Annotated in this window: 13 protein-coding genes; 10 read left to right on the forward strand and 3 right to left on the reverse strand. The window is 38.7% G+C overall.

The features are described from left to right. Nucleotides 1-42 precede the first annotated feature (42 nt). The 10 genes from irlR to colS all read left to right on the forward strand — a co-directional run bounded on the left by irlR (nucleotide 43) and on the right by colS (nucleotide 10,359). Nucleotides 43-714 carry a heavy metal response regulator transcription factor gene (gene irlR / locus SOI76_RS06270; protein ID WP_104078976.1) on the forward strand — a complete coding sequence of 224 codons (672 nt, stop codon included), beginning with the start codon at nucleotides 43-45 and terminating at the stop codon, nucleotides 712-714. Beyond that, on the forward strand, nucleotides 711-2,114 hold the full coding sequence (czcS, locus tag SOI76_RS06275; protein WP_104078975.1) for a heavy metal sensor histidine kinase: 1,404 nt from the start codon (nucleotides 711-713) through the stop codon (nucleotides 2,112-2,114). Before irlR ends, czcS begins: the two co-directional genes overlap by 4 nt. A 97-nt stretch (nucleotides 2,115-2,211) precedes the next feature. After that, nucleotides 2,212-2,775: a lipocalin family protein gene (locus SOI76_RS06280; protein WP_104078974.1), complete on the forward strand. Its 564-nt coding sequence runs from the start codon at nucleotides 2,212-2,214 to the stop codon at nucleotides 2,773-2,775. A gap of 119 nt (nucleotides 2,776-2,894) precedes the next feature. Continuing rightward, nucleotides 2,895-3,866 (forward strand): acyl-CoA desaturase, encoded by a 972-nt coding sequence (gene desC / locus SOI76_RS06285; RefSeq protein ID WP_104078973.1) that lies wholly within the window; start codon nucleotides 2,895-2,897, stop codon nucleotides 3,864-3,866. Beyond that, on the forward strand, nucleotides 3,863-5,125 hold the full coding sequence (locus SOI76_RS06290) for an NAD(P)/FAD-dependent oxidoreductase (RefSeq protein ID WP_104078972.1): 1,263 nt from the start codon (nucleotides 3,863-3,865) through the stop codon (nucleotides 5,123-5,125). The genes desC and SOI76_RS06290 overlap by 4 nt, the downstream gene beginning before the upstream one ends. Nucleotides 5,126-5,146: 21 nt before the next feature. Beyond that, nucleotides 5,147-5,938, forward strand: a complete 792-nt coding sequence (locus SOI76_RS06295) for a DUF1365 domain-containing protein (protein WP_104078971.1) — start codon at nucleotides 5,147-5,149, stop codon at nucleotides 5,936-5,938. Beyond that, on the forward strand, nucleotides 5,935-7,134 hold the full coding sequence (locus SOI76_RS06300) for an SAM-dependent methyltransferase (RefSeq protein ID WP_104078970.1): 1,200 nt from the start codon (nucleotides 5,935-5,937) through the stop codon (nucleotides 7,132-7,134). Before SOI76_RS06295 ends, SOI76_RS06300 begins: the two co-directional genes overlap by 4 nt. 29 nt (nucleotides 7,135-7,163) lie before the next feature. Then, entirely contained in the window at nucleotides 7,164-7,943 is a 780-nt protein-coding gene (locus SOI76_RS06305) for a DUF1295 domain-containing protein (RefSeq protein WP_104078969.1), read from the forward strand. Between the two features lie 8 nt (nucleotides 7,944-7,951). Next, entirely contained in the window at nucleotides 7,952-8,998 is a 1,047-nt protein-coding gene (locus SOI76_RS06310; protein ID WP_104078968.1) for an SAM-dependent methyltransferase, read from the forward strand. 32 nt (nucleotides 8,999-9,030) lie between these two features. After that, the gene (colS, locus tag SOI76_RS06315) at nucleotides 9,031-10,359 is read left to right on the forward strand and encodes a sensor histidine kinase (protein ID WP_104078967.1); all 1,329 of its coding nucleotides are present in this window, start codon (nucleotides 9,031-9,033) and stop codon (nucleotides 10,357-10,359) included. Here colS and cusR read toward each other — a convergent pair. From cusR to SOI76_RS06330, 3 genes are read right to left on the reverse strand one after another with little or no spacing between them, the layout of a single operon-like run. Next, the gene (gene cusR / locus SOI76_RS06320) at nucleotides 10,356-11,051 is read right to left on the reverse strand and encodes a response regulator transcription factor (RefSeq protein WP_000526530.1); all 696 of its coding nucleotides are present in this window, start codon (nucleotides 11,049-11,051) and stop codon (nucleotides 10,356-10,358) included. The genes colS and cusR overlap by 4 nt on opposite strands. 17 nt (nucleotides 11,052-11,068) lie before the next feature. Continuing rightward, nucleotides 11,069-11,563, reverse strand: a complete 495-nt coding sequence (locus tag SOI76_RS06325) for a chalcone isomerase family protein (RefSeq protein WP_104078966.1) — start codon at nucleotides 11,561-11,563, stop codon at nucleotides 11,069-11,071. Continuing rightward, a complete protein-coding gene (locus SOI76_RS06330; protein ID WP_205668366.1) occupies nucleotides 11,530-12,102 on the reverse strand; it encodes a nuclear transport factor 2 family protein in 573 nt (190 codons plus the stop codon). Before SOI76_RS06330 ends, SOI76_RS06325 begins: the two co-directional genes overlap by 34 nt. Nucleotides 12,103-12,106 lie beyond the last annotated feature (4 nt).

Raw genomic sequence — 12,106 nt, forward strand, 5'->3', positions numbered from 1 at the left:
TCACATTACAAAGTTGTCATCTTTCAAATGAGTCTCTACAAAATGCGTATCCTTATTATTGAAGACGAGATCAAGATCGCCAGTTATTTGGTCAAAGGATTAAAAGAGCCTGGATATCAAGCGGAGTGTGTTCACTTAGGGCTGCAAGGTTTGGAAATGCTAAAGAGAGACCAATATGACTTACTTATTCTTGATGTCATGTTGCCGGACATAGACGGCTGGAGCGTATTACAGGTACTACGCCAGTTTTCAAAAATTCCGGTGATTTTTTTAACGGCAAAAGATCAGGTGATGGATAGAGTGAAAGGTTTGGAGTTGGGTGCAGATGATTACTTGGCTAAGCCTTTTTCCTATATTGAACTGTTGGCACGTATCAAAAGTCTGTTAAGACGACAGCAATATCTGCAAGAAAATGAGCTATCTATTAGTGATTTAAAAATGGATATGGTTGGTCATAAAGTATGGCGTAACGGAAACGTAATTGAGCTGAGTAAAACCGAATTTAATTTGTTGCGTTACCTGTTGCTCAACAAAGAGCAAATCGTGACGCGCAGACAAATTGGTTCCGAAGTTTGGAATATTAACTTTGACACCGATACCAACTTTATTGACGTTGCAGTACGCCGTTTACGAAGCAAAATTGATGAGGGATATGAGTTAAAACTCATTCATACCATACGTGGCTTGGGCTATAAAATTTCGGTTAGCTTATGAACTTTAAATTTCTACGTTCTCTTGAAGTCCGTATTACATTACTGGTCACGCTTTGTTCTGCCTTAATTTTATGTTCAGTCGGCTTTATGACCTATTTGGGTATTAACCAGATTTTATTAAAGCAACAAGATAAAGCTTTAGCAGAGCGAATTAATCGTTTGGAAATTTTGCTGCAAGATAGTGAAAATGTAGAGCAAATCATTGCGCGTCCTAAGCTGTATCAAAACATGCTTGGCAACCAAGACAACTTGTTTTTGCTTATTCATAAAGACAAAACTTTAATTAATATCAATCCGCTCCACATTCAGTTACCTGAGCTTGTACAGCGCGACAGTCTTCAATTTCAAGATTTAGCCAACAAACCATATCCAACACGAATTGCATGGAAAACCATAAAAATTAATAATGAGCCTTATCTGCTCATTGCAGGTAAACAGTGGTCGGAACGCATCAATATTCTTTTACCTTTTCAAGAAAGTCTCTTGATGTATGTGATCGGGGGTGTGTTTGCAATCTTTGTGCTTTGCATTTTAGCGTGTCATTTAGGTTTACGGTCGCTACAACAACTTCGCAAGCAAACTCATTCTATTAATGCAAATCAGCTACAGAAAAGATTAAACCTCCCAAATTCACCTTTAGAAGTTGAGCTACTTTCAAAAGATATAAACCACATGCTTGAGCGTATCGAAAAAGGCTATACCCAGCTCAACCGTTTTTCTGAAGATATTGCACATGAGTTCCGTACGCCTTTAAGTAATCTGATTGGGCAAACCGAGATTGCTTTAACTGGCGAACGTTCGGTTGAACAATATGAAGATTTACTGGTTTCTCATTTAGACGATTACCAGAGATTAAAACGCATGATTGACAGCATGCTTTTCTTGGCAAGAGCCGATCAGAAAATGGTGCTTGTAAATAAACAAGAAATAAACCTCAAAGATGTTATAGATGGGCTATGCCAGATTTTTGAATATCAGGCCGAGGAACAAGACTGTCATTTTAGTTTTAATCTAGAAGCTCAAAAGTTATTTGCAGATCCTGAGCTTTTTCAAAGAGCCGTTTATAACCTTGTTTTAAATGCGTTGGTTCACGGTGGTAACAAGCGAACTATTTATATCGCAACTAAACATAAGATGATTGAGCATAAGCAATGGGTGAGTCTGACTGTCGTAACGGGTGGGGTTTCAATTGCAGATCATCAACTTGAGCATCTTTTTGAAAGATTCTACCAATGCCATTCAAGTCGAAGTGATGAGAATCAAACAGGTGGATTAGGCTTATCGATTGTTGCTTCAATTATGGATCTGCATGATGGCCGCTATAAGGCTTGTAACACGGTCGAGGGTGTGTGCTTTGAGCTTGATTTTCCATTTGCAGATGCTCCAAAGAAATACAATTAAATCCTTAATTAATGTTGCTTAATTTCTAAAATTCACACTTTGTTCACAGCCCTCTGGCGTATGTTTACACGTATGAAATAAACAGAAGAGGGCAATCATGAAATTATTATTTAAATCACTTGTCATCAGCAGTAGCCTTGCAGCGGTGAGCTTAATGCTTCCTTTGAGCACCTTTGCCGACATCAATACTAAACCTGTCGCTGTTGATTCTATTGACATTAATAAATACGTAGGTAAGTGGTATGAAATTGCGCATTTACCGATGTTTTTTCAGCGTAATTGTGTAGCCAATACAACTGCAAACTATTCTATTAACGCGGACAAAACCGTTGGTGTTTTAAATAGCTGTACGACAAAAAAAGGCGAAATGATCTCATCGGAAGGCGTTGCTTATCCGCAAAATGAAGGCAACAGTAAATTGAAGGTGAGCTTTTTACCTTCTGGTCTTAGATGGGTTCCTTTTACAAAAGGCGATTACTGGGTTTTAAGAGTTGACCCAAATTATCAGGTCGCTTTAGTGGGTGGTCCAAGCCATAAATATTTATGGATTCTTTCTCGTAGCCCTCAACTTGATGAGGCGACATATCAATCTTATCTGCAAACCGCAAAAAGCTATGGCTATGACGTTTCTAAACTCGTTAAAACAACCCAGTCAAAATAGTGAAGTGCTGGTTGCGTAGATGCTTATATTTATATCGTAACCGAGTGAACTTCACATAAAATTCATTGCGCATTTTCTAAATTAGAACCAAAAGAAATGCTTTAGATCAGGAAGAATCAATGTCTAAATTTTTTCTGCGCTGGATCGATAGCTGGTCAGATTCAGAAAATGCGCAAGTGGGTGCTTTTAGCGAATATGTCATTGAAAAGAAAATTCAATGGTTAAGAATTATTCCTTTTATTTTATTACATATCGCTTGCTTAGCTGCATTTTGGGTGGGCGTATCTTGGTTTGCTGTGATCTTCATGCTGGGGTTTTATTTTCTTCGCATGTTTGCAATTACTGCTTTTTTCCACCGCTATCTTTCGCATAAAACTTTTCAGACATCACGTATTGTTCAATTCATTTTTGTACTGATTGGGACCATGAGTGCGCAGCGCGGACCTTTATGGTGGGCAGCCCATCACCGTTATCACCATCACTTTACCGACACAGATCAGGACCCGCATTCAGCGAAAGCAGGTTTCTGGTATTCGCATGTAGGCTGGTTTTTAAATGAGCAGAATTTTGCCACTCGAAAAAAAGTCATTAAAGACTGGTTGAAATATCCAGAGCTGATTTGGCTAGACCGATTTAGTTTGCCTATTGTGATTTTGACGGCCTTAGCAATTTATGGATTAGGTTCATGGCTTGCGCAACATTTTCCTGAGTTGGGCACCAATGGCTTACAGCTTTTGGTGTGGGGATTTGTGATTTCCACTGTTCTATTAACACATGCAACTTTGTGTATTAATTCACTCGCTCATCGTTATGGTTCACGTGAGTTTAATACCCCAGATGATAGTCGTAATAACTTCCTACTTTCTTTAATTACCTTGGGTGAAGGATGGCACAACAACCACCACTTTTACGCTGGCAGTGTGCGTCAAGGTTTTTATTGGTGGCAGATTGATATCACCTTTTATGTGCTCAAACTGATGTCTTTATTTGGTTTAGTGTGGGGGCTAAAGCCCGTACCAGACAAGGTTTATCAATATAAAAAGATTAAAAATTTATCGCTAGAGAAAATTGAAAACGGTGAAGTGTTATGAAAATTGCCATTATTGGTTCAGGTATATCTGGACTTTACGCAGCTTGGAGATTGTCAGAACAACATCAAGTCACTGTGTATGAAAAAAATAACTATTTTGGTGGTCATACTGACACTCACGAGCTAGAGATAGAAGATGCTAAAGTCGCGGTAGATAGTGGTTTTATTGTGTTTAATGACTATAACTACCCGTTATTTACCGACATGCTTAAAAAATTAGGTGTAGAAACTCAAAGCAGCGATATGAGTTTTTCTGTGAATAATCTGGTCAGTGGACTTCAATATAACCCTTCAAAAAAATGGTCGCTCTTTGCCCGTCCGCAGAACTTTTTAAACCGAAAATTTCTGCAAATGCTCTCAGATTTGCTGCGTTTTTATGATGACAATAAAGATATAGATGTGGCGGATATTGATCCTAATTTATCGATTGAAGAGTATTTGGACCTTCACAAATATAGTCATGAGTTCCGTTATGAGCATCTTTATCCGATGTGCGGTGCCTTATGGTCGGCACCCGTTGAGCAAGTAGGACAAATTCCATATCGATTTGTGGTGAGCTTTTTTCAACATCACCGCATGTTGCAGTTAAAAGACCGCCCACAATGGCAAACAGTTAAACACGGTTCGGCAAGCTATATTCAAGCTATTCAAAAGAAATACCGATCCATTGAGTGGAAATTTGCAGAAGTAAAAGCTGTGAGTCGTTCACCAGAAACTGTGTTGATCGAAACCGTTGAAGGGCAAGCCCAATATGACTGGGTGATTTTTGCAAGCCACGCTGACGATAGCCTAAATTTAATTAAAGATGCGTCAGAGCTTGAACAAGAAATATTAAGTCAATTTGGTTATCAAGATAATCGAATGGTCGTCCATCGTGATCTTTCAATTATGCCTAAAAGCCGTTTGCAGTGGGCAAGCTGGCATGTACATGTAACACCAACTTCGCAAGTTCAAAACGATGAGTCCGACATACATTATGGTTTTACCTACTGGATGAACAATTTGCAGAATTTATCCTGCGCTACTCAAATTTTTTCTACTTTAAATCCGAATATGAAAATTAAAGCCGAAGACATCTTGGTTGAGCGGCAATACCGGCATCCCGTATTTGATGCAAAAGCGATTCAAGCTCAATCTCGTTGGCACGAAATTAATGGGCAAAATCGGACTTCGTTTTGTGGAGCATATTGGGGCTGGGGCTTTCACGAAGACGGCGCTCGCAGTGCGGCACGTGTTGTAGAGCAACTCTTAGCGTTATAAGAATAAATAAGGAGCTTTCAAATGTTATTAAATAAACTTGCTATCGCTCCTGCACTTATTCGTCATCGGCGTTACAGCCCTAAACCGCATGAGTTTACATCGACCTTAAATTATTTATGGTTCGATCCAGATCAATTAGATGATATTACAAAAGATTGCTCACTTTGGTCGACGGATCATTGGAATGTATTAAAGCTATCTAAAAATGATTTTTTAAACATGTATCACGGTTCTATAAGGGATAGAGTAGAGAAAGCGATACTGCAAAATAATAACTCACATCTTCGGCCAGACTGGCAAATCAGAGTCTTGGCTTTGCCTCGTAGTTTGGGTTTTAGGTTTAATTCAGTCGTATTTTATTTTGTTTTAAATAAAACTGGAAAACCCGTATTTATTGTCAGTGAAATTACCAATACCCCGTGGAATGAACGAAAAGTTTATATACACGACTGCTCAAAACAACAAAGAAATATGGGTGATTATCAGAGTTTTGATTTTCATTTTGAAAAATCATTTCATGTTTCGCCATTCATGCCTATGCAGTTGACTTACCACTGGCGGTTTAGTTTTTCAGATCAGCAAAATGTCATTCATATGCAGCTCTTTGAAGAACAAAAACAACTCTTTGATGCCACTATGTGCTTTGAACTTGAGCCCATCACATTTCCTTCACAGCAATATCGATATGCTCTTATAAACAGCCTAGCGCCTTTTAAAATGTTGTTTTCAATATATTTAGAGGCATTTAAGTTGTGGCGAAAAAAAGTTCCATTTTATCGTCATCCTAAAAAGATCAAGGTAGATAAGACATGATAAAAACATTTCTTTATGGTGAAGATGACTCACTACCGTTATTGCTCAAGAGTCTTCTCAAACTACGTCATGGACAGATCACTTTTCAGGGCGCGTGGAATGGGACGGTCGGTGAAGTTTCAGACTTACATGCTGTGATTGAAGTTCACAATCCTTTATTGATGGATCTTATTTTAAAAAATGGTGTTTTGGGAGCAGCAGAAGGCTACATCCGTGGTGACTGGAGCAGCGAGCACCTTGTCGAGTTGATCCAGATCTTGGCACGTAACCGAGCTGTATTGGACCAAATCAACCAGAATGTTATTGCTCAAGCGAGCCAGTTTTTTCTTAAAGCTTGGTATCAAAATCGAAAGAATTCTATAAGTGGTAGCCGTAAAAATATTGCCGAGCACTACGACTTAAGCAACGACTTTTTTAAATTATTTTTAGATCCGTCTTTAATGTATTCGAGCGCCGTTTTTGAAAATGAAAACATGACTCTCGAAGAAGCATCTGATTTAAAAAAAGAGATCATTTGTAAAAAGTTAGATTTAAAACCACTAGATCATTTAGTTGAAATTGGAAGTGGGTGGGGTGGTTTTGCCATTTATGCAGCTCAACATTATGGCTGTAGAGTAACCACCATTACCATTTCACAAGCTCAATATGATGAAGCCGTTACTCGTGTAAATGAAGCTGGCTTGGCACATCGAATTGATGTGCAACTTAAAGACTACCGTTTGCTCGAAGGTAAGTTCGATAAGCTGGTTTCAATTGAGATGGTTGAGGCGGTTGGTGCGCAATATTTATCGACATACTTTGATCAATGTAAAGCACTCTTAAAACCGAAAGGTTTGGCATTTATTCAAGCCATTACCATTGAAGATTTCAGATATAAAAAAGCACTAAATACAGTTGATTATATTAAGCGCTATATTTTCCCCGGTAGCTTCATTCCTAGTGTAAGTGTATTAACTCAAACTGCTTCTGAAAGCGGTTTAAGGTTAAAACATTTAAATGATATTGGTTTAAGTTATGCGCAAACACTTCATCACTGGCGAGCGCGTTTTTTAGCGGCGCGGGAACAAGTATTGGCTTTAGGTTTTGATGAAAACTTCATCCGCATGTGGGATTTCTATTTATGTTATTGCGAAGGTGGCTTTAAAGAAGGCGTTATAAGCAATGTTCACTTGTTGTTTGAAAGTACCAGTTACTAAATCAAACAGCTCAAGTAAGGAGACTGCTCATGTTTTGGAATTTACTGATTCTAGATTTAATGATCATGTTGCTGAGCTGGTTACTTGCCACTCTAAATGGCCGAGCTGGAATTGTAGATGCTGCATGGAGTTTCTGTCTGGCAGTAAACATTATCGTGTCTTCTTTACTCATTTCAGTTGCCCCAGTTGAAGTGCGCCTTTTTATTGGTATTTTTAGCGGCTTATGGTTTTTAAGATTATTTTGGCACCTGTTAAGACGTTATCAATCTGAACAAAAAGAAGATGGACGTTACGCGAGCATGCGTAAAGCGATGGGTAAGTTTCAGCATATTGGCTTTTTATTATTTTTTATCTTTCAAACACTTTTAGTGCTTGTGTTCTTTTTGCCGATGTGGATGCTCCTCAATGTAGAGACAACTGAATGGAGTAGTGGATATAAAGTCGCTTTAGTAATTGCTGCTGTCATCATGGCAATTGCCTTTATTGGAGAGCAGCTCGCTGATCAGCAGTTATACCGATTTAAATTAAATCCAGATCATCATGGCAAAACGATGGATCAGGGTTTATGGCGTTATTCACGTCACCCCAATTATTTTTTTGAATGGTTACACTGGTTTGCCTATCCAATTATTGGTTTAGCGGCAGGCCAATACGTATTGTGGATTTATCCGTTACTGATGTGGCTATTTTTATATTACGTCACGGGTATTCCATTTAGTGAAAAACAAGCAATTAAAAGTCGCGGTCAAAATTATCTTGATTATCAACAAAAAACGTCAATGTTTATTCCGCGAAAACCCAAAAAATAGGTGCGCATATGGATTTTATTGTTCATCAGTCTTTGAAAATTGTTGAAAGTGGTGTGATTCCAGATCATGCAATTCGAGCTGCAATTCGTGCTTTAAGTAAAAAGCGCTTAATCCAAGAAGGCCGTTATGACCCTGAACAAGGGGCGCAGCGCTACATGGATGTGCTTAATATGCTGAAGAAGAGCGAAATCGCCGTTGAAACGGATAAGGCAAACGAGCAGCACTATGAATTGCCGACCGAGTTTTTTCAGGCGGTGCTTGGAAAAAGACTCAAATATAGTGCATGTTATTTCCCGACTAAAACCACAACTTTAGATGAGGCAGAAGAGTTAGCTCTTCTGCTTTATTGTGAAAGAGCACAACTTAAAAACGGTCAACACATTTTAGAGTTAGGCTGTGGATGGGGCTCTTTAACTTTGTGGATGGCAGAAAACTATCCACGCTCACAGATTACGGCTGTTTCAAATTCTGCAACTCAGAAAAAGCATATTCTTCGGCAAGCAGAGTTGAGAGGTTTAACCAATGTTGAAGTGCTTACCTGTGATGTGAATGTACTTGAATTAGACCAAGACAAGTTTGATCGTGTTGTATCGGTCGAAATGTTTGAACACGTACGTAATTACCAACGTCTTTTTGAAAAAATTCAGGGCTGGTTAAAGGCAGATGGCTTACTTTGGTGTCATATTTTTTGCCATCGCTTTTTACATTATCCTTTTGAAGTGAAATCAGATTATGATTGGATGTCCAAGTATTTCTTTACTGGCGGTTTAATGCCTTCGACTTCGACTTTTTTGCATTTTCAAGAGCATTTAGAGTTGGCTCAAGAGTGGCAGTGGTCGGGTGAGCATTATATGAGAACGGCAAATGCTTGGCTTGATAACATGGATAATCAAGAAGTCGAACTAAAGCCACTGTTTAAAAAAATCTATGGAAAAGATGCCAATATTTGGTGGCAACGCTGGCGTATTTTCTTCATGGCTTGTGCTGAGTTATTTGGTTTTGAGCAAGGTCAAGAATGGGTCATTGGTCACTTTTTATTTAAAAAGCGATCATAGTAATTTCTATAGCCTATCCCGGCGATAAAGATATGATAAAAAATCGACATGATGGCAAAGCGAGTCATCCATTAGCCCAAATGTTCAATCGATATTACTGGTTGCAAATTGGTCTGATTGCATTATCGATCGTGGTCGGGTTGGCTTGTAGTGCTTGGGTGATTAAGGGCTCTTTACTTAAAACCGCTTTAGAACAGGAAATGGAGCATTACTGGTTACGCATAGAACGTAATCCAAATGCTGATTTACCAGATACTAAAAATTTATATGGATATCGGTGGAATACACAGGTCGCGCCTCAACCTTTTCGGGGCATGCATTTAGAAAGTGGCGTGCACCGAGTATTTGTTGATGGTAAAGAACGAATGACGGTTTATGGTGAGCGTAATGGTCAGCATGTTCTATTGGTATTTGGCGAAAGTAATGTTAATAAGCTGATCTGGTTATTTGGTCTTGCTCCACTCATGTTCAGCTTATCTGTTTTATATAGCTTTTTGTGGTGGTCAAACCGAAGAGCAAGACGCTATTTTTCCCCGATTACGCGCTTAGCGAATGCTTTAGAAAATATTGATTGGGCACATCAAGATACTCAGGCATCTCCTTTTAGAGATATTAATACCAATGGCAACATGGAAGCCGAATATCTTAAACAAGCTTTAGAAAAATATCATCAGGTTTTAAGTGATTTTATCCGACGCGAAAGAGAATTTACTGGAGATGTGAGTCATGAGTTACGCACTCCGCTCACGATTTTGAAAGGTAATGTGCAACTGTGTCAGGCGAAATATGGAGACGATAAATCTTTAGTCCGTCTTCATAACACAATTGAAGATATGCAGCTGCTCGTTGATACCTTACTTGCGATTGCACGTAATACGGTACAGAGCTTGCCATCTGAGAAAAATTTATTATCGAAAACGGTAAAGGATCTTGTTGAAAGTTTAGAAGCGGTAAGTGCAGGTAAAGGGATACAGATTAATATTCAACCTGATGTTTCTGAGCAGCCACGTTGGTTATATCCTTCGATGACTCAAATGGTTTTAGGTAATATTTTACGTAATGCCCTTAACTATTCTCAAGGCTCACAAATCGACATTATTCAACAAAAAAACAGCCTGATTATTGCAGATAATGGAATTGGAATTTCTTTACCTAACGATGTAAAGGTGCAAGAGCTCAGCGATTCGCAACTTTCCTTAAAGGCTAAAGGCCATGGCATTGGTTTGCAATTGGTACAAAAGCTTTGCAAACAACTAGGATGGAGAGTGGAGCTGTTTGATCGACAATATTATTTAACCACTCATCCTGAACTCGATTTGGAGCTAACCACAGGCTTAATTGTTGTGGTCTATTTAAGTTAAGTCGCGGAATCTTCCAAAGCAATTTTTAAACCGACACCTGCCACTGTATGTAATAGCTTTGGGTCAAAAGGTTTATCAACCATTTTTCTTAGGTTATAGATGTGACTGCGTAACGCATCACTTTCAGGCTCTTCGTCGCCCCATAATTCCATCATCAATTCTTGCTTAGTCACTACTTTTGGAGACTGACGCATTAAAATTTTTAATAGTTTAAATTGAATAGGGGGTAACTCGATATTATTTCCGGCACGAACCACGGTTTGAGTTGCGCTATCAAGAATTAAGTCGTGAATTTGAATTTTATGGTGAGTGACTTCGCCAGCTGCTCTTTTTATTAATGCACGAATCCGCATCACTAGCTCATTAAAATCAAAAGGTTTTACCAAATAATCATCTGTGCCAGCAGTAAAACCTTTAAGTTTGTCATCTAAAGTATCTCTTGCTGTCAGCATAAGAACGGGAATATCAACGCCTTGTTCGGTGCGTAGCCAGTTGCATAGGTCATAACCCGAGCCATCAGGCAGATTTATGTCGAGCAGCAAAAGATGATAATGCTGAGATTTGAGAAAAGTCCGTGCAGCATCTAAATTACGTGCATGATCGACAACATAACCATGCACTTCAAGAAATTCGCAGACTGTTGCTGCAAGTTCAAAATGGTCCTCAACCATGAGGATAAAGTGATTACCCATGAGATTTTATTAAGCCATTAATTTAATAGTTGTTGTTTTAATTTAGCATTAAACGGTTCGCTACCAAACCAGATTTTAAAATATTGATTTGCATTCGGATTGTTCAAAGAGCCGAGCAGCTTCTGGTTTAATTTTAATTCTAGTTTTTGATTTTCATGTTGATAGTAGAGACTATAGAGATCTCCACTCTTAATTGGCCTATATAGTTCATTAATATGATTAAGCGGAGATTTAGCATCAAAGCCGCTAACATTTTTCTTCAAAAAGTGGGTGGCTGCGCGTTTAAATGCCCACTCGGGAATATCGCGGTTATAGCTAAACTCCATTTTGATGCTTTGGCTTTGCCAATTTTTTAGGCAATTTTCAGCAAAGTAACTGACATTTCCCACCTTCTTGCTCGTCACCATTAAAGGCGCTGAACTGCATTTTTTCAGTTCAGCCGCATTCGCTTGAGATACGATTAAGATTCCCAGAAATATCAAGATTCGACTTTTTTGAACGGCAATATCCATTTATATACTCCTCCAAATATTGGTAAAGAACGGTAAAGGCCATTTGCCGGATCCCAATAATCTTGCTGGAAAATAATTTTTTGTTGCTCATTAATCTTAATTTGACTAATTCCATAAGAAGCCATGGTTTTTGAGCGACCTAGCATTTTAAAGTCATAGGTCATGTACCAATGAATGTAGGCTGTATCTTGGTGATGAGTTGCGCTAATGAGTTTTACAGTGACATTACTCACTCGGGCATTCATGCCTTCAAAATGCTTAATCAAATCTGCTTTCTGAGAGAACTGCGAGAGTGTATCGTTGATATAAAGTTGATCAGCGTAAAGATGACTCGCGTTATTCACAAAAGTAGGGGTACCAAGCGTATTAAATGCAGCGACAAAACGATTGCCGACATCTAGCGCCTGTTGGTCATCTAATTCTATACCAGTAATTTTTTGTTCAGCTTTGCCATAGTCACCTGAGTAAGTAGGCACACTTTTACACGCCGTTAAACCTACCAAGGTAATCAGCCCTAGGGCTGTAGTTATAATTTTCATGTCG

The sequence above is a fragment of the Acinetobacter pittii genome (assembly GCF_034064985.1).
GTDB lineage: Bacteria > Pseudomonadota > Gammaproteobacteria > Pseudomonadales > Moraxellaceae > Acinetobacter > Acinetobacter pittii_H.

Excerpts from the sequence above, each read along its gene's own strand:
- irlR (WP_104078976.1), top strand. The coding sequence starts at position 43 with ATGCGTATCCTTATTATTGAAGACGAGATCAAGATCGCCAGTTATTTG.
- czcS (WP_104078975.1), top strand. The coding sequence starts at position 711 with ATGAACTTTAAATTTCTACGTTCTCTTGAAGTCCGTATTACATTACTG.
- SOI76_RS06280 (WP_104078974.1), top strand. The coding sequence starts at position 2,212 with ATGAAATTATTATTTAAATCACTTGTCATCAGCAGTAGCCTTGCAGCG.
- desC (WP_104078973.1), top strand. The coding sequence starts at position 2,895 with ATGTCTAAATTTTTTCTGCGCTGGATCGATAGCTGGTCAGATTCAGAA.
- SOI76_RS06290 (WP_104078972.1), top strand. The coding sequence starts at position 3,863 with ATGAAAATTGCCATTATTGGTTCAGGTATATCTGGACTTTACGCAGCT.
- SOI76_RS06295 (WP_104078971.1), top strand. The coding sequence starts at position 5,147 with ATGTTATTAAATAAACTTGCTATCGCTCCTGCACTTATTCGTCATCGG.
- SOI76_RS06300 (WP_104078970.1), top strand. The coding sequence starts at position 5,935 with ATGATAAAAACATTTCTTTATGGTGAAGATGACTCACTACCGTTATTG.
- SOI76_RS06305 (WP_104078969.1), top strand. The coding sequence starts at position 7,164 with ATGTTTTGGAATTTACTGATTCTAGATTTAATGATCATGTTGCTGAGC.
- SOI76_RS06310 (WP_104078968.1), top strand. The coding sequence starts at position 7,952 with ATGGATTTTATTGTTCATCAGTCTTTGAAAATTGTTGAAAGTGGTGTG.
- colS (WP_104078967.1), top strand. The coding sequence starts at position 9,031 with ATGATAAAAAATCGACATGATGGCAAAGCGAGTCATCCATTAGCCCAA.
- cusR (WP_000526530.1), bottom strand. The coding sequence starts at position 11,051 with ATGGGTAATCACTTTATCCTCATGGTTGAGGACCATTTTGAACTTGCA.
- SOI76_RS06325 (WP_104078966.1), bottom strand. The coding sequence starts at position 11,563 with ATGGATATTGCCGTTCAAAAAAGTCGAATCTTGATATTTCTGGGAATC.
- SOI76_RS06330 (WP_205668366.1), bottom strand. The coding sequence starts at position 12,102 with ATGAAAATTATAACTACAGCCCTAGGGCTGATTACCTTGGTAGGTTTA.